Origin of the sequence: Streptomyces sp. NPDC085866 (assembly GCF_044541035.1) — a bacterium.
In the GTDB taxonomy this organism is placed as follows: domain Bacteria; phylum Actinomycetota; class Actinomycetes; order Streptomycetales; family Streptomycetaceae; genus Streptomyces.
Genome location: NZ_JBITSQ010000004.1, coordinates 307,441 through 324,596, shown reverse-complemented (window position 1 = coordinate 324,596; position 17,156 = coordinate 307,441). Strand labels below are relative to the sequence as shown.

15 protein-coding genes are annotated in these 17,156 nt (G+C 71.4%); 1 reads left to right on the top strand and 14 read right to left on the bottom strand.

Translation table 11 applies throughout. From position 1 onward, the window contains the following. Position 1: 1 nt before the first annotated feature. From ACIF83_RS11555 to ACIF83_RS11500, 12 genes are all read right to left on the bottom strand, one after another. Positions 2-2,410, bottom strand: coding sequence for a hypothetical protein (locus ACIF83_RS11555; RefSeq protein WP_399725769.1), 2,409 nt, complete (start codon positions 2,408-2,410; stop codon positions 2-4). A gap of 137 nt (positions 2,411-2,547) precedes the next feature. Beyond that, positions 2,548-3,306: a sirohydrochlorin chelatase gene (locus ACIF83_RS11550; protein ID WP_393473379.1), complete on the bottom strand. Its 759-nt coding sequence runs from the start codon at positions 3,304-3,306 to the stop codon at positions 2,548-2,550. 8 nt (positions 3,307-3,314) lie between these two features. Beyond that, positions 3,315-4,193, bottom strand: a complete 879-nt coding sequence (locus ACIF83_RS11545) for an ABC transporter permease (RefSeq protein WP_393473376.1) — start codon at positions 4,191-4,193, stop codon at positions 3,315-3,317. Then, positions 4,180-4,965, bottom strand: coding sequence for an ABC transporter ATP-binding protein (locus ACIF83_RS11540; RefSeq protein ID WP_393473373.1), 786 nt, complete (start codon positions 4,963-4,965; stop codon positions 4,180-4,182). Before ACIF83_RS11540 ends, ACIF83_RS11545 begins: the two co-directional genes overlap by 14 nt. Positions 4,966-5,001: 36 nt before the next feature. Continuing rightward, positions 5,002-6,108, bottom strand: a complete 1,107-nt coding sequence (locus tag ACIF83_RS11535; protein ID WP_399725764.1) for an aliphatic sulfonate ABC transporter substrate-binding protein — start codon at positions 6,106-6,108, stop codon at positions 5,002-5,004. Between the two features lie 222 nt (positions 6,109-6,330). Next, entirely contained in the window at positions 6,331-7,665 is a 1,335-nt protein-coding gene (locus ACIF83_RS11530; RefSeq protein ID WP_399725761.1) for a sulfate adenylyltransferase subunit 1, read from the bottom strand. Between the two features lie 2 nt (positions 7,666-7,667). After that, entirely contained in the window at positions 7,668-8,603 is a 936-nt protein-coding gene (cysD, locus tag ACIF83_RS11525) for a sulfate adenylyltransferase subunit CysD (RefSeq protein WP_393473366.1), read from the bottom strand. Then, the gene (cysC, locus tag ACIF83_RS11520; protein WP_399725758.1) at positions 8,600-9,226 is read right to left on the bottom strand and encodes an adenylyl-sulfate kinase; all 627 of its coding nucleotides are present in this window, start codon (positions 9,224-9,226) and stop codon (positions 8,600-8,602) included. Before cysC ends, cysD begins: the two co-directional genes overlap by 4 nt. Then, a complete protein-coding gene (locus ACIF83_RS11515) occupies positions 9,223-9,933 on the bottom strand; it encodes a phosphoadenylyl-sulfate reductase (RefSeq protein ID WP_393473361.1) in 711 nt (236 codons plus the stop codon). The genes cysC and ACIF83_RS11515 overlap by 4 nt, the downstream gene beginning before the upstream one ends. Then, positions 9,930-10,112, bottom strand: a complete 183-nt coding sequence (locus ACIF83_RS11510; RefSeq protein ID WP_385840688.1) for a hypothetical protein — start codon at positions 10,110-10,112, stop codon at positions 9,930-9,932. The genes ACIF83_RS11515 and ACIF83_RS11510 overlap by 4 nt, the downstream gene beginning before the upstream one ends. Further along, positions 10,109-11,806 carry a nitrite/sulfite reductase gene (locus ACIF83_RS11505; RefSeq protein WP_398138404.1) on the bottom strand — a complete coding sequence of 566 codons (1,698 nt, stop codon included), beginning with the start codon at positions 11,804-11,806 and terminating at the stop codon, positions 10,109-10,111. Before ACIF83_RS11505 ends, ACIF83_RS11510 begins: the two co-directional genes overlap by 4 nt. Positions 11,807-11,931: 125 nt before the next feature. Continuing rightward, positions 11,932-12,015, bottom strand: coding sequence for a putative leader peptide (locus ACIF83_RS11500; RefSeq protein ID WP_309486338.1), 84 nt, complete (start codon positions 12,013-12,015; stop codon positions 11,932-11,934). A 207-nt stretch (positions 12,016-12,222) separates the two neighbouring features. Between ACIF83_RS11500 and ACIF83_RS11495 the strand changes: the two genes are divergently transcribed. Continuing rightward, positions 12,223-15,144, top strand: a complete 2,922-nt coding sequence (locus ACIF83_RS11495) for an NACHT domain-containing protein (protein WP_399725753.1) — start codon at positions 12,223-12,225, stop codon at positions 15,142-15,144. Here ACIF83_RS11495 and ACIF83_RS11490 read toward each other — a convergent pair. Together ACIF83_RS11490 and ACIF83_RS11485 are read right to left on the bottom strand one after the other, a co-directional pair. Then, the gene (locus ACIF83_RS11490) at positions 15,141-15,704 is read right to left on the bottom strand and encodes a GNAT family N-acetyltransferase (protein WP_399725750.1); all 564 of its coding nucleotides are present in this window, start codon (positions 15,702-15,704) and stop codon (positions 15,141-15,143) included. The two genes, ACIF83_RS11495 and ACIF83_RS11490, sit on opposite strands and share 4 nt — an antisense overlap. A gap of 56 nt (positions 15,705-15,760) precedes the next feature. Continuing rightward, positions 15,761-17,095: a hypothetical protein gene (locus ACIF83_RS11485; protein WP_399725747.1), complete on the bottom strand. Its 1,335-nt coding sequence runs from the start codon at positions 17,093-17,095 to the stop codon at positions 15,761-15,763. Positions 17,096-17,156: the final 61 nt, after the last annotated feature.

The window sequence follows — 17,156 nt, the reverse complement described above, 5'->3', positions numbered from 1 at the left end:
CTCAGCGCACCACCAGGCTGGCGAGGGAGGGTTCTTCGAGTCGCACCGAGGCCGCGTGCTCCCCCAGCAGGAAGCCGCGCAGGGTGTAGGGGGCCGGGCAGGGGGAGGCCGGCAGCTCCTGTTCGACGGTCCCGTGGCGCGCCAGGTCGGGCCCGGGTATGCGCAGGACGGTCGTGCCGTCGGCGGCGCTGCGCGGACGCAGGGTGCCGCTGCGCGCGACGCACACGAACTCCGGGACGTCGCCGGGCGCACCCGGCGTGGCGAGGGTGACCCGGAGCAGGGTGCGGCCGCCCCGGCCGAGGAACCGCCGTTGGGTACGCACCAGTTGGTACCGGACGGCGGCGTCGGACGGCAGCAGCGCCTCGGCTGCGTCCGGCACCACCACGACGGCGCCCGGCACCCGGGGCACGGTCGCCGCCCGGATCCGCACGGCCCCCGGGCCGACGGGCAGCCGCAGCCCGCCGCGCCGGTAGGCGTGCGCGGTCAGGATCCGCTCCCCGCCGCCCTCCGCGCCGTCCAGGGCCGCCCAGCCGACCACGAGGTGCCCGACGCCCTCGGGCCAGTCCAGCGTGATCCGCGCCTGCCCGTCCGGCAGCCGCTCGACGGTGAGCCCGGGCACGGCGTGCACGGCCTCCACACCGACGGCCGGCCCGGCCAGCGCCCGCGCACCGAGTACGGCGACGGCGGCGACCTCGGCGTAGGTGCCCGGCGGAGGGCACAGGGCGCCCGCCTTCTCGGGCCAGTCCAGCGCGGCCGGCAGCTCCCGCGCACGCAGCTCGGTGCCCGGCGCCGGAGCCGGCCCGGGCCACACCACCAGCCGCACCTCGGCACCCTGCCCACCGCTCCACCGGAACCGCACGGTCCCGCCGTCGGCCCGCGCGTCGAGGCTGCGCACGGGCTCCGGCCAGGGGTGGACGGCGCCGGTCACCCGCAGGCCCGGGGAGGCGACCCGGCTGCCGTCGGGGGCCCGGTAGTGGCAGACGATCCGGAAGGAGTGCGGGCCGGCCGGCAGCCCGGTGGCCGTGAACCCGTCGGGCCGCTGGACGAGCCGGACGGCGGCCGTGTCCTGGCCCGTGGGCTCGGCGGTGATGTCGGCGCCGGCCGCAGACCGCCGGGTGAGCCGGATGGCGGTCTTGTCCGGGTCCTTGGGCGTTTCCGCCGGCCGTTGGGCTGGGTGGCGGGGGGTCTTGTCCTGGCCCGTGGGCTCGGCGGTGATGCCGGTGCCGTCCGCCTGCCTCCGCGCGTGGCCGATGGCGGTCTCGTCCGGACCCGTGTGCTCGACCGTGACGTCGCTCGCGCCCGTCGGCCGCTGCCAGGAGCAGTGGATGCGGCCCGGGCCGTCCGCCAGTACCGGGCGTCCCACCTCCGGGGCGACCAGCAGCCGGCGGGACACCAGCGGTGGACCCGCCACCCGGCCGTCCCGCAACGGCAGGGCCGCGTACCGCACCCCGGAGCCCAGTGGGGCGTCCTTGTCCCGTACGGTCCCGGCCGCCGTCGGGTCCGCGCCGGGCACACTCCGTACGGCAGGTCTGCCCCGCTCGGTGCGGTACAGCCGCAGCAGCCGCCACTCGCCGGGGATGTCGTGCCGGTCCTGCCAGCTCAACTCCACATGATCCGCGCGCAGTTCGGCACGCAGCAGGGGGTGGTGGCCGGACTCGGGCCGGTGCAGGCGGACCAGGCCGCGCAGGGCGCGCCGGTCGTCGGCCGCCCCGCACAGCGCCTGCAGGTACGCGCCGCTCGCGCCGTCCCGGTCGCCCTGCTCCTCGGCCCGCCGGGCGGACCGTAACAGGACCTCGACCAGGCCCATCCGCTCGGCGGCTTCGGATCGCAGCGTGGCCAGCGCGGGGTCACCGCCGCCCGTGGGCAGCCGGTCGAGCAGGGCCCGCAGCCGGTGCAGCTTCCGTCGTTCCAGGGCGTCGGCGAGCGATTCGGCGGCATCGCGCTGGCGCCGGTCGAGGGCGGGGCGCAGCCGGGCGGCCGCCACCAGCCCTTCGATCTCGTCGGCGTGCACCCCCAACTCGGCAGCCACTCGTGGATGTCGGGACGCCGGATGGTCCTGCAGCAGGCCTATCAGCTGGTAGAGGACGACCCGGCGCAGGGCCTGCGGATCGCGCCGGTGCAGTTCGGCAAGCCGCGGGACGAGCGGGGCGCCCGGTCCCGAGCCGTGCGCGAGACCGTCCAGGTACAGTCCGTCCACCCGGCGCCGGCCCCAGGGTCCCGACGGCACGAACAGCCCGTCCAGGACCCTCAACCCCCCGGGGGAGGCGCCCAGGACCTCGCCGAGATGACGCAACCCCGCCGCGTGCTGGGCGGCGGCCAGGTTGCCGTAACCGGGTACGAGGGGGCTCAGCGGCAGACCCGACAGGGCCCTGGGCAGCCCCAGGTGATGCCCGAACTCCTGACCGGCCACGCGAACCGTTCTCCCCCGAGATAGTGCCTCGAGGGACCATCCCAGCAGATCCGGACGTGACCAGGAAGGGGATTCGGGGAAACCGAGCAGGCCGGGACGGGAACGGCCGGATGAGCGGTCGTCAGGGCGCCGAGCCGTCAGGCGCCGAGCGCCGCCGGCAGCGGCAGGCGTGCCTCGTCGTACCGCTCCAGCAGCACCCGCGCCACCTCCGGCGCCGGGCCCAGTACGTCCGACAGGACGTCCGCCCCGGCCGCGCCGCGTGCGATGCGGTCGGGCAGGAAACCGGGGGCCAGCACGTAGGGTGCGACGGCCACCCGCTCGCAGCCGAGGGCGCGCAGTTCCCGTACGGCGTCCTCGGTGCGGGGGAACCCCGCGGGAGAACCAGCGGAGGCGAACGCAGGTCGCACGGCGCACCAACCGGTGTGCCACCACTCCCGCGCGATGTCGGCGATCACTGCGATCGCCTCCGGGTCGGAGGACCCCGCCGAGGCCAGCACCACCCCGGTCGAGGACTTGTCGGCGGGCGTCAATCCCGCCTCGTACAGCCGCCGTTCCAGCGCCGACAGCAGCAGCGGGGACGGGCCCAGCACCTCCGCCTGGCGGATGCGCAGCTGCGGCGGCGCGTCCCGCAGGACGGCGGGGATGTCGGCCTTCGCGTGGAAGGCGCGGGTCAGCAGCAGCGGCAGCGCCACGACGTCCCGCACGCCCTCCGCGGCCAGCGACTCCAGCACCCCGTGCACGGAGGGGATGTTGAAGTCCAGGAAGCCGGTCTCCACGCGCAGCCCCGGCCGCAGCGACCGTACGCGCTGCACGAGCGCGTGCACGGTCGCGGCGTGCCGCGGGTCGCGGCTGCCGTGGGCGATCACCACGAGCACGGGGCGGACCGGATTGCGCATGCTGTGCCTCAGCCCTTCACCAGCAGGCCGCGGCTGCGCAGCACCCACCGCTCCAGCGGGCTGAAGATCAGCAGGTCGATGGCGATGCCGACGAACAGGATGAGCAGGATGGCCTCGAAGACCATGGCCATGTCGCTGGCGGTGCGGGCGTTCTCCAGCAACTGGCCGAGGCCCACGCCGAGGTCGGGGAAGGACGCGATGATCTCCGCGGCCATCAGGGAGCGCCACGAGAACGCCCAGCCCTGCTTCAGGCCCGCCACATAGCCGGGCAGCGCGGCCGGCAGCGTGACGTGCCAGATTCCCTTCACGCCCGTCGCGCCCATCGTGCGGCCCGCCCGCAGGAACAGCGGCGGCACCTGGTCGACGCCGGACACCAGACCGTTGGCGATGGACGGGACCGCGCCGAGCAGGATCACCGCGTACATCATCGAGTTGTTCAGGCCCAGCCAGATCACGGCCGGCGGCACCCACGCCACCGACGGCAGTGACTGCAGGCCGGACAGGATGGGGCCGATGGCCGCGCGCACGAACTTCACCCGGGCCACCAGCAGACCCAGCGGGGTGCCGATGAGCAGCGCGAAGGCGAAGCCCAGCAGACCGCGCGAGACGCTGGTCCAGATGTAGCCGAGCAACTCGCCCTTCAGCCAGGCGTCCTGGAACGCGCTCCCCACGGCGCCCGGCGAGGGCAGCTTCGTCGGGTTGTCGACGATCGGGTACAGGAGGTACCAGACCACCAGGACCACGGCGATCGCGATGATCGGCGGCAGGATCTTGTCGACGAAGGTCTTCCGGAACGGCGGGCGGCCGGTGGCCGTGGTCTCCAGCGCGTCGAGGCCCGCCTCGACGCTCCCGGCGTCCTGAGCCGCTGTCGTCTCAGTGCTGGCCATGGCGGCGGATCTCCCCACGCAGTACATCGGTGATCTCAAGGGACAGTTCGGCCACGGGCGCGTCCTCGATGCGCCGCGGCTGCGGGATGTCCACGCTCCACTCGCGCGCGATCCGGCCCGGCCGGGAGGACAGCAGGATCACCCGCTGCGCGAGCCGCACCGCCTCGCGCACGTTGTGCGTGACGAACAGGACGGAGAGACCGGTCTCCGCCCAGATCCGGGTCAGCTCGTCGTGCAGCACGTCCCGGGTGATGGCGTCGAGGGCCGCGAACGGCTCGTCCATCAGCAGCAGGTTGCTCTCCTGCGCCAGCGCGCGGGCCATCGCCACGCGCTGTCGCATACCGCCCGACAGCTCGTGCACGCGCTTGCCGTACGCGCCCGTCAGCCGGACCAGTTCGAGCAGCTCCTCGGCCTTGCCGCGCCGCTCGGGCTTCGGAACCCCCCTGAGCTTCAGGGCGAGTTCGATGTTCTTGCCCGCGGTCAGCCACGGGAAGAGGGCGTGCTCCTGGAACATCAGGGCCGGACGCCCGTCCGTGGTGATGGAGCCCGCGGTGGGCCGGTCGAGCCCCGCCACCAGGTTCAGCAGCGTGGACTTGCCGCAGCCCGAGGCCCCCAGGAGGGTGACGAACTCGCCCGGGGCGACATCGATGCTGATGTCGTCCAGGACGAGCTGCTGCCCGCCCGGTGTCGCGAAGGACTTCGAGACGTGCTCAAGGCGTGCCGCGTACTCGACCGACTCGGCGGCCTTGGCGAGAGTCGTGGTCGTGGCCATGGTCGTCACCTCCTGGGAACTCGTCGGGTGCCTACGTCAGCTGCCGAGACCGGCGTCGCTGACCGTGCTCTCGCCCTCGGCCTTGAGGACCTTGTTGAGGATCGAGAGGTCGTAGATGCCCTTCAGCTCGGGCTTCTCCAGCAGACCGGCCTTGACCGCGTGCTCCGCCTCGGTGTCGAGCGTGGCGGCCAGCGGGTCGTCGGTGAACTGGATCGACTTCCACGCCGGGTCCAGGACGCCGGCGGGCAGCTCCTTGCCGGAGTCGATCCCGAGCTGCTTGTTCGCCGAGGCCTTCGCCTCGTCCGGGTTGGCGTTGATCCACTTGTTGGTCTCGACCGAGGCCTTCAGGACCGCCTCGACCGCCTTCGGGTGCTCCTTCAGGAAGGCCTGCCGCACGATGATGTTCGTGATCACGAACTTCTTGTCGGGCCACAGCGACGCCTCGTCGAGCAGCACCTTGCCGCCCTCGGCGACCAGCTTGGACGCGGTCGGCTCCGGCACCCAGGCGCCGTCGATCGAACCGGCCTTGTAGGCGTCCGGGGTGATCTTGTTGTCCGTACGGACGACCGTGACGTCGCCCTTGCCGCTCTGCGCGTCGACCTTCCAGCCCTGGTCCGCGGCCCAGTTGAGGAAAGCCACGTCCTGCGTGTTGCCGAACTGCGGGGTGGCGATGTTCTTGCCCTTGACGTCCTTCAGGGACTTGATCTTCTTCGGGTTGACGACCAGCTTCACGCCACCGGACGCCGAACCGCCGATGATCTTCAGGCTCTTGCCGTCGGACTTGGTGTAGCCGTTGATCGCCGGGGACGGGCCGATCCAGCCGATGTCGATGGAGCCGGAGTTGAGCGCCTCGATCTCGGACGGGCCCGCGTTGAAGGTGGCGTACTCGGCCTTCGTGGCGCCCAGCTCCTTCTGGAAGAAGCCCTTCTGGTTGCCGACCAGGGCGGTGGCGTGGGTCAGGTTGCCGAAGTAGCCGATCTTGACGGAGCTGAGGCCGTCGATCTTCTTGGACCCTGCGGCCACCTTGGCGGTGCTGTCCTTGGCGGACTCGGAGCCGTAGCCGCAGGCGGCGAGCGTCAGCAGGGGAAGTGCGGCGATCGCGGCTATGCCGCGGCGAAGGAACGTGGAGCTGTTGGCAGGCACGGGAGGCTTTCCTCTCGTTGGCCCGGCGGTCACGGTCTCTCAGGTCGTGGCCGGGAGGTCGGCAGGTCTTCGTCTACAGCGGTGGGGGGTGAGGGCGCGCAGGCAGTGCGCGTACGTCAACGCACACATCGCGCCACTCCGCCCTGCCCGCTGCCGAGGGCGCCGCTGCCGACGCGGCCGCCCTCCTTCGCGAACGTGGAGTAGTAGTCGGTGGAGTTCATGTCAGAAGTCCCACCCGTCGCCCTCGGCCTCGTCCTTGACCGGTTCCGGGGAGGCGAACGACTCACCGACCATGCCGGCGGTGAGCGTGGTGCCGTCGTTCGGGTCGATCAGGATGAACGAGCCCGTGCGCCGCGAGTCGGCGTACGAGTCCACCGGCAGCGGCTCCGCGGTGCGGATCTTCACGCGGCCGATGTCGTTGGCGACGAGCTGTCCCGGGTGAGGGTGCAGGGACAGGTCGTCGAGCGTGAGGCGGGACGGGATGTCCTTGACGATGGCCTTGACCGTGCGGGTGCCGTGCTTGAGCAGCACCCGGTGTCCGACGGTCAGCGGCTGGTCGGCGACGTGGCAGACGGTCGCCTCGACGTCCTGCGTGGTGGCCGGCGCGTCCTTGGTCGGCACGATCAGGTCGCCGCGCGAGACGTCGACGTCGTCCGCCAGCAGCACGGTCACCGACTGCGTGGTCCAGGCCACGTCGACCGGCTCGCCGAGCAGGTCGATGCCGGAGATCGTCGTCGTACGGCCGGAGGGCAGGATCGTGACCGGGTCGCCGACGCGGAAGGTACCGGCCGCGATCTGGCCCGCGTAGCCCCGGTAGTCCGGGTGCTCGGCGGTCTGCGGACGGATCACGTACTGCACGGGCAGCCGGGCGTGGCAGTGCGCCAGGTCGTGGCTGACCGGGACGGTCTCCAGGTGCTCCAGGACGGTCGGGCCGCCGTACCAGTCCATGTTGGCGGACGGCTCCACCACGTTGTCACCGGCGAGCGCCGAGATCGGGATCGCGGTGACCTCCGGGACGCCCAGCTCGGTCGCGTACGCCGTGAACTCCTCGGCGATCGCGGCGAACACGGACTCCTGGTAGTCGACCAGGTCCATCTTGTTGACGGCGAGGACCACGTGCGGCACGCGCAGCAGCGCGGCGATCGCCGCGTGCCGACGGGTCTGCTCGACCACGCCGTTGCGGGCGTCGACCAGGACCACCGTCAGCTCGGCCGTCGAGGCGCCCGTGACCATGTTGCGGGTGTACTGCACATGGCCGGGCGTGTCGGCGAGGATGAACCGGCGGCGCGGCGTGGCGAAGTAGCGGTAGGCCACGTCGATGGTGATGCCCTGTTCGCGTTCGGCGCGCAGGCCGTCGGTGAGCAGCGCGAGGTCCGGGCCGTCCTGACCGCGGCTCGCGGAGGCGCGCTCCACGGCCTCCAGCTGGTCGGCGAGGACCGACTTGGAGTCGTGCAGCAGCCGTCCGACGAGCGTGGACTTGCCGTCGTCGACGGAGCCGGCGGTGGCGAACCGCAGCAGGGTGGTGGCCGAGGGCGCCTCGGTCGTGGTCGTGCTCATGCTTAGAAGTACCCCTCGCGCTTGCGGTCTTCCATCGCGGCCTCGGAGAGCTTGTCGTCGGCGCGGGTGGCACCGCGCTCGGTGAGCCGGGAGGCGGCGATCTCGGCGATCACGGCGTCCAGCGTGGTCGCGTCGGAGTCGACGGCGCCCGTGCAGGACATGTCACCGACGGTCCGGTAGCGGACCTGGCGCTTCACGACGGTCTCGGACTCCTTCGGGCCGCCCCACTCGCCGGCGGTCAGCCACATGCCGGCCCGCTGGAACACCTCGCGCTCGTGCGCGAAGTAGATCTCCGGCAGCTCGATGCCCTCGCGGGCGATGTACTGCCAGACGTCCAGCTCGGTCCAGTTGCTGAGCGGGAACACGCGGACGTGCTCGCCGGGCGCGTGGCGGCCGTTGTACAGGTTCCACAGCTCGGGCCGCTGGCGGCGCGGGTCCCACTGGGAGAACTCGTCCCGCAGCGAGAAGACGCGCTCCTTGGCCCGGGCCTTCTCCTCGTCGCGGCGGCCGCCGCCGAAGACCGCGTCGAACTTCTCGCTCTGGATCCGCTCTGTCAGGGGGAGCGTCTGCAGCGGGTTGCGGGTGCCGTCGGGACGTTCCTTCAGCACACCGCGGTCGATGTAGTCCTGTACGGAGGCCACATGGAGGCGCAGCCCATGTGCGGCGACCACACGGTCCCGGTACTCCAGCACCTCGGGGAAGTTGTGTCCCGTGTCCACATGGAGCAGTGAGAAGGGGATCGCCGCCGGGGCGAACGCCTTCAGCGCGAGGTGCAGCATGACGATGGAGTCCTTGCCACCGGAGAACAGGATCACCGGGTTCTCGAACTCGCCCGCCACCTCGCGGAAGATGTGCACCGCCTCGGACTCGAGGGCGTCCAGGTGGGAGAGGGCGTACGGGCTGGCCGTACCCTCCTCGACCGTGGCGACGGTCGTCATGCCAGTCCCCTTTCGGTGAGCAGCGCGTGGACCGCGGCCGCGGACTCCTGCACGGTCTGGTGCTGCGACTCGATCCGCAGATCGGGCGTCTCGGGCTCCTCGTAGGGGTCGTCGACCCCCGTGAGCCCCGACAGCTCGCCCGCAGCCTGCTTGGCGTACAGGCCCTTCACGTCCCGTACCGAGCACACCTCGACCGGGGTCGCCACATGGATCTCCAGGTACGACGTCCCGTTCTTCGCGTGCCGCGTGCGCACCGCCTGGCGGCTGTCCGCGTACGGGGCGATCACCGGGACGAGCGCCTTGACGCCGTTGCGAGCCAGCAGCTCGGCGACGAAACCGATGCGCTGCACGTTGGTGTGCCGGTCCTCGCGGCTGAAGCCGAGGCCCGCCGAGATGAACTCGCGGATCTCGTCGCCGTCGAGCACCTCGACGCGGTGGCCCTCGGCGCGCAGCCGGCCGGCCAGCTCGTACGCGATGGTGGTCTTGCCGGCGCTCGGCAGACCCGTGAGCCAGACGGTGGCTCCGGTGGTCACGTGGTTCTCCTGGGTCGCAGTGGTCGCTTCGGTAACAGCAGTAACAGCCGGAACTGTGGGCGAGGTGTGGGTTGCTGTGGGCGCCGTCATCCGTGCAGCCCGCACTCGGTCTTGGCCCGGCCGGCCCAGCGGCCGGCGCGTGCGTCCTCGCCCTCCAGGACCCTGCGGGTGCACGGGGCGCAGCCGACCGAGGCGTAACCGTCCATCAGCAGCGGGTTGGTCAGCACGCCGTGCTCGGTGACGTAGGCGTCCACGTCGTCCTGGGTCCAGCGGGCGATCGGGGAGATCTTGACCTTCTGCCGCTTCTCGTCCCAGCCGACCACCGGGGTGTCCGCCCGGGTCGGGGACTCGTCGCGGCGCAGGCCCGTCGCCCACGCCGCGTAGCCCTTCAGGCCCTCCTCCAGCGGCCGGACCTTGCGCAACGCACAGCACAGGTCAGGATCGCGGTCGTGCAGCTTGGGGCCGTACTCCGCGTCCTGCTCGGCGACCGTCTGCCGCGGCGTGAGGGTGATGACGTTGACGTCCATCACGGCCTCGACCGCGTCCCGGGTGCCGATGGTCTCCGGGAAGTGGTAGCCGGTGTCGAGGAAGACGACGTCGACACCCTTCAGCACGCGGGACGCCAGATGGGCGACCACCGCGTCCTCCATGGAGGAGGTGACGCAGAACCGCTTGCCGAAGGTGTCCACCGCCCACTGGAGGATCTCCAGCGCGGAGGCGTCCTCCAGGTCACGGCCCGCCTGCTCGGCGAGTTGCTTCAACTCCTCGGTCGTGCGTTCTTCCTGAGCCGTCGTCATATCCGGTCATCCCCTCCGTTGTCGGCTCGCTGGAGACCCCGGGCGAGCAGCCCGAGGAACTTCAGCTGGAATGCGCGGTTGCACGCCCCGCACTCCCAGGCGCCATGGCCCTGCTCGCCGGGACGCAGGTCCTCGTCACCGCAGTAGGGGCAGTAGAAAGGTGCGGCCCGCTCGCTCACGACAGGGCCTCCTCGGACGCCCGGGCCGCCCAGGTGGCGAACCGCTCGCCGTCCTCGCGCTCCGCCTGATAGCGCTTCAGGACGCGCTCGACGTAGTCGGGCAGCTCCTCCGAAGTGACCTTCAGGCCGCGGACCTTGCGGCCGAAGCCCGCCTCCAGGCCCAGCGCGCCGCCGAGGTGCACCTGGAAGCCCTCGACCTGCTCGCCGTTGTCGTCCAGGACCAGCTGGCCCTTGAGACCGATGTCCGCCACCTGGATACGGGCGCAGGCGTTCGGGCAGCCGTTGATGTTGATCGTGATCGGCTCGTCGAACTCCGGGAGGCGCCGCTCCAGTTCGTCGATCAGCGAGATGCCGCGCGCCTTGGTCTCCACGATGGCGAGCTTGCAGAACTCGATGCCGGTGCAGGCCATGGTGCCGCGCCGGAACGGGGACGGGCTGACGCTGAGATCCAGCGCCTCGAGCCCCGCCACCAGGGACTCGACCTGCGCCTCCTCGACGTCCAGCACGATCATCTTCTGCTCGACGGTGGTACGCACCCGGCCCGAGCCGTGCGCCTCGGCGACGTCGGCGATCTTCGCCAGCGTCGTACCGTCGACGCGTCCGACACGCGGTGCGAAACCGACGTAGAACCGCCCGTCCTGCTGCCGGTGCACACCGACGTGGTCGCGCCAGCGTTCCACGGGCTGCGCGGGCGCCGGACCGTCGACCAGCTTGCGCTGCAGGTACTCGTCCTCCAGCACCTGCCGGAACTTCTCCGCACCCCAGTCGGCGACCAGGAACTTCAGCCGGGCGCGGGTGCGCAGGCGCCGGTAGCCGTAGTCGCGGAAGATCGAGATGACGCCCTCGTAGACGTCCGGGACCTCGTCCAGCGGCACCCAGGCGCCGAGCCGCACACCGATCTTCGGGTTGGTGGACAGACCGCCGCCGACCCACAGGTCGAACCCGGGCCCGTGCTCGGGGTGGACCACGCCGACGAACGCTACGTCGTTGATCTCGTGCGCCACGTCCAGCAGCGGCGAGCCGGAGACCGCGGACTTGAACTTGCGGGGCAGGTTCGAGAACGCCTTGTTGCCGACGATCCGGCGGTTGATCTCCTCGACGGCCGGGGTGCCGTCGATGATCTCGTCCGCGGCGATGCCCGCGACCGGCGAACCGAGGATCACACGGGGCGTGTCACCGCAGGCCTCGGTGGTGGACAGCCCGACGGCCTCGAGGCGCTCCCAGATCTCCGGGACGTCCTCGATCCGGATCCAGTGGAACTGCACGTTCTGCCGGTCGGTGATGTCGGCGGTGCCCCGCGCGAACTCCTGCGAGATCTCGCCGATCACCCGCAGCTGCTGGGTCGACAGCCGCCCGCCGTCGATCCGCACCCGCAGCATGAAGTACTCGTCGTCCAGCTCCTCCGGCTCCAGGATCGCGGTCTTGCCGCCGTCGATCCCGGGCCGACGCTGGGTGTAGAGACCCCACCAGCGCATCCGCCCGCGCAGGTCGTTGGGGTCGATGGAGTCGAAGCCGCGCTTGGAGTAGATCGTCTCAATGCGTGTCCGCACATTGAGACCGTCGTCGTCCTTCTTGAACTGCTCGTTGCCGTTCAGCGGGGTGAAGTGACCCGCGGCCCACTGACCCTCGCCGCGGTGACGGCTCACCTTGCGGCCGGGCGCGGACGCGGCGGGGTTCTGCGGGTTGGCGGCCATGGTTCTACGTCCTTCGGACAGGCGGGAAGCGGCTCTGACCTGCGCATAGGTGCACGCGGGCAGGCGTGCGCGGCTCTGCGCAGGCAGGAATCAGGTGTACGAGGAGATCGGCGGTGCTGGAGCGGTCAGCTCGCCGGACAGATGGCGCTGGACATGCGGCCGAGGTCGACGTGCCGCCGACTCACCAAGGCAATTCCAGTTCCAGACATGACGGAAGCGTGTCACGGGGATCTCTGGGCAGTCCACTGTTATCCGCATGTTGGACAAGACTGTCTCGAATGCCGGGACACTGTGATGTGCGTCTCGTGGGTGGCGTCGGAACCGCCTCGCGGCCTGTGTCCGATCCCGGGGACGCCCGGACATCTCCGCCCCTATCCTGCCGATCCAGTGGCTGAGACGGCGAACGGGGGACGGCCGTGGGGGACCAGGTGCGGCAGTGGCTGCCGGCGATGGGCGCCTTCGTCCTGGGGGTTCTGGTCCTCAAACTCAAGGACTGGTTCAAACGACTGGTGGACAAGGCGGCCGCCGCACTCTACCGCCGCCTGGCCGGCAGCGCCCTGCTCCGCCGCACGGCGCTGCGCCGCTACACGATCAAGACGCACGAACGGAACCGGACCTTCTCTGTCTCCTTCCGGCCGGACGAGAACCAGGCCATGAAGATGGAGTCGGTGTACGTCCCGCTGCGCACCGCCACCGGCTTCGGCGCCGAGCAGCGGGAGGCCACCGCCTCACTGCACGAGTCCCGCCAGGCGGTGGTGCTCGGCGTACCCGGCGCGGGCAAGACGATGCTCCTGCGGCACACCGTGCTGGCGTGGGCGCGCGAGCGCTACCGCCCCGACCTGCCCGCGACCCGCACCTGGTACGACCCGCGGCGCAGACACCGGGTCGACCTGGGTGCGCGGACCGACATCCCGGTGCTGCTCTCGCTCCACTCCGTCGACCTGGACGCGGGCGACATCACCGCGCACATCGTCAGTCACTTCGCCGACAACGACTTCCCGAACGCCCGCACCTGGGTGGAGCGGGCCCTCGCCGAAGGCCGCCTGGCCGTGTACTTCGACGGCTTGGACGAGGTCCCCACCGCCCAGCGGCCGAAGGTCGCCACCGCGATCGGACGCTTCATGAAGATGTACGACCGCTGCCGCGCGGTGGTGACCTGCCGGGTGGCGGTGTACCGGGGCGAGTTCGCGGAGGAAGGCATCCCGGTCCTCCTGGTGGAGGAGTTCGACGACCGCCTGATCCAGCGCTTCCTGCACGGCTGGCCCTGGCCGCGGGGCCTGGCGGCGGACACGGTGGAGCAACTGCTCGGCGCCCTGCGGGACACACCCCAGCTGAAGCCGCTGGCCCGCAATCCGCTGCTGCTCACCATGATCGCCCACCTCTACAGCTACGAGTACGCTGGCACCGACCAGGTCCTGCCCCACAACCGCGCCGACTTCTACAACGAGGTCACGGTCAGCCTCTTGCGGGACCGCGACCGGGACAAGGTGCGCCGCTTCCCGCCGACGCTGAAGCGGGCGGTCCTGCAACAGCTCGCGCTGGCCGCGCAGAGCGTGCCGTCGGACGCGTACGACCGCTTGGCGATGCCGTACGAGAAGGTACGGAGGGAGGCGGGCACGGTACTCGAACGCCTCGGCCGTTCACTGGAGGATACCGACGACATCCTGGCGGAGATCGTCGACCGCAGCGGCCTCTTGCTGGCCATCGACAACGGCGAGCGCTTCCAGTTCGCCCACCTGACCCTTCAGGAGTACCTGGCGGCAACCGCTCTCCAGGCCGACGTCCTGCTGGACCGCTACCGTGGTGACCCCCAGGTCTGGCGCGAGGTCGTGCGCCTGTGGTGCGGAACCGAGCCCCGTGACTGCACTCCGCTGGTACGCGAGATCCTCGCTGTCGACCCTCTGCTGGCCTTCCAGTGCCTGGCCGACGCCCTGCTGATCGAGGACTCCCTGGCGGACGAGATCATCGCCCATTTCTACGCGCTGCTGGGTGACGAGTCGGCCTTGCTGGAAGAGGAGGCGGTGGTGGCGGCGTTCGGGGTGGTGGCAGCGCAGCGGCGGGCACGGGGTGTCGCGGTGTTCGAGTTGCTGTGTGCGGCGGCTCGGGACACGACGAACTTCGCGCGGGCGCACATGGCGGTACGGGCGCTGGCGGCCACGAACGTGTTGAAGGCGGCGCGGTTCCTGGCGGAGGGGATGTCGGAGCTGCCGGGTGCAGAGGAGGCGCTGGTGGCGATGGGGGATCTTGCGGTGCCGGCGCTGGAGGAGAGGTGGACGAGCGCCACGGAGCGGGCGGCCCGGGTGCTGTGGCGGGTGCACACGGAGAAGGCGACACTCGCGTTGTGGAACGGACTGATGATCCACGACACGCCCGAGGACGCGGTCGTCGCCGCGTTCCTCGCCGACCTGCTGCGCGACCGCGGGCTCGAAGAGGTGCTCCACGGTGTGCGTGTGCGCGGGGTCGGGGGAGGTCACTTCGAGTGGGTGTGGAAGCCCTTCGCACGCCGTGGCGACGAGCAGCTGACGAGGGTCGTCGGGGTGCTGGCGGACTACCTGCACGAACTCGCCCGCGACGCCGACGCCACTCTGTCCGGCGTTGTCCGCCCCGACCTGCGGATCCTCGTACCGCTCGCCCTCGTGGAACCGGACCCCGAAGCCCCCGTCCGGATCAGCGGCCCGGTCGACCGGTGGGCGCGGCTGCTGGGTGATCAGACGGAGGAGGCCCCGGCGGGGGAGCTTGTGCTGGAGGCGATGGCCCGGGCCGACGCACTGCCTGTCTGGCGTGCACGGCTGATCGAGTGGATGCCGGTCACGGAGGCCCGGAAGACACTCCATGCTCTGCTGACCTCCGGCTACCTCACGAAGGTCATGTGGGAGCGGTCCTCGGACGAACTGGCCAACCGCCGCAAGTCGGAGTGGACCAGCACCGGCATGTGGGGGCTCATGCTGTATGTGGTTACCACGTTGGGAGTGATCGCCAGGTCCGTCGCCGCACTGCTCGGCTGGCAGCCGTGGCCCCTCACCCCCCACTGGATCGTCCCTGCGGTCGGTCTGCTGGTAGTCCTGGGTGGCTTGACCGCGTGCCTCCTGATCATGGGCAGCGATGAGGAGCCGGGACTGCGCGCCTCGTACGGGGTGGTGACATGGGTACTGGTCAGTGTGCCCGTCAACACGGCGTTAGGCCTTTCGGCACTGCTCCAGGCCTCGATCGTCGCGGCCGTGGTGTGCCTTCTGGTCGCGATCATGGGCCTCTGCCTGCGCCCCACCTACCGCAATCAGGTGACCGCCGGCATCACCTGGGATGTGCTGCGCTTCATCGAGGATCTGGGTGCCCCCTAAGCCCCCGGCCAGAACCCAGGCGTAGCCACCTCCGCCTCCAGCTCCACCTTCGTGTCGAACAACCTGAACCCCCGCCGCTGATAGTTGTCCATGGCGAACTTCCCATCCTTGCTGCACGTGTGCAGCCACACCCGCTTGGTCGGCGTCCGCTCCGGCCACCGCTCCGCCAGATCCCACGCGCGGGCCGCCCCGTACGACAGCAGATGCCCTCCGATGCGGCGGCCGCGGAACGCGGGGACCAGGCCGAAGAGGATGATCTCGACGACGCCGTCGTCCTGCGGGTTCAGCTCGACGTACCCGGCGGGCGTGCCGCGGTCGTAGGCCACCCAGGTCTCCGCACCGGGACGGTCCAGCTGCTCCTGCCACCGGGCGTAGTTCCAGCCGAGGCGGTCGGTCCAGCGGATGTCGCCGCCGACCGCGGTGTACAGGAAGCGGCTGAACTCGGGGGAGGGGACCTCGGCGCGGACGATGCGGACGTCGCCCTCGGGGGCGGCGGCCGGCAGGAGGTCGGCCGGCGAGGTCTGTTCCAGGGACCAGGTGGTGACAGGGATGTTGCTCATGCGGGCCAGGGAATCATCCCGCCCTGCGGTCTGTCGATCGACCAGGTCACCCCGGGTCAGTCCACCGAACGGTCGAGCACCGCCAGGGGCACCGCGAACAGCATCCGGTCCGAGACGGACCACACCTCGCCCGTCTCCTGCCAGTAGGACAGGGAACCCGCGGACTCGGCCCAGCAGTGGTGGGACGAGTCCGAGCCGCAGTGTGCCGCCTTCGCCCCCTTCGCGTCCTGGCGCCACAGTCCGCCGTGCCCGTCCCCGGAGCTGGACAGCTGTCCCACATACCAGGACGGACCGGCCGACCCGGCCTGCCGGTAGGACAGGACGCCCCGGATCCCGGCAGCCCGGGTGCGGTAGGCCCCGACCGCGTCCACCCGCCCGGCGGCGTCGGTGGCGAGCAGTCCGCTGCGCGCGGGGTCCGTGCTGAAGGCGTAGCGCCACAGCCGGGCGTGCCGGTCGCTGCCGGGGGCGGTCCACTCGCCGGCGACCAGGCTGTCGGGTGCGGTGCCGCGGTCCAGGGAGAGGGTCGCGGGGCAGGGCGGGCCGGAAGGGGTGCAGCGGCCGGCGAGGTAGCGGTAGGAGCCGACGGCGGGCATCACGTACTCGTAGCCGTCGGCGGACCAGCCGCCGGGCACCCGGCCGATCGCGGGCGCGTCGACGGTGGTGCGCTGGATGCGGTCGAGGTCGTAGACGTAGAGCGCGTCGGCGCTGCCGGTCGTGGTGGTGACCAGGAGCTTGTCCTGGTACCAGACCAGGCCGGAGACGCGGGAGACGAGGCCTCGGTAGTCGCGGCCGCCGTCGACGGGGACCACCAGCAGCACCCAGCGGTAGACGGGGTGGTCGGGGTCGTCGGTGTCGACGAAGGCGATCCTGGCGAGGCCCTGCTCCGCGGTGGTTCCGGTGGTGGTGCTGTGGGTCCAGCCGGTGAGGATCGCCCGGTGGGTGCCCCAGACGCCGTCGTCGTCGGCGTCGCCGGAGGTGGTCACCGAGGCCGGCCGCCAGGCGGTGGTGGCGGTGTCGGCCGGGTCCCAGCAGTAGGCGCGGGTGGCGGCCGGGGCGACGGGCAGCGTCGCGTGGTCCTCGGAGGTGCAGTCGGTGCTCGTGCTCAGGGTGCGGTCGGCGCTCTGCAGGACGGTGTCCACGCCGACCGGGCGGCCCATGGACGCGGCGAGCCGGTTGAGCGTGCGGGCCGGCACCAGGTGCTCCTGCAGGCGCAGCGGGGCGGTGTCGGCCCGGGAGGTCAGGGGCTTGAGCGGGCCGGGGTTCTTGGCGACGGTGGCCTGTGAGGCGCTGATCAGCGTGGCGGCCGCGGTGAGCGCGAGCGCGGTTCCGGCGAGGAACGCGCGCACGGCTGCGCCCCGTCTGCGCCGGCGGTGTCTGCCGCGATGTCTCATGTTTCCTCCCGAGGCGGGCCAACTGCGCCTGGTGGTCCGTACGTTGACCGAGGAGCAGGTG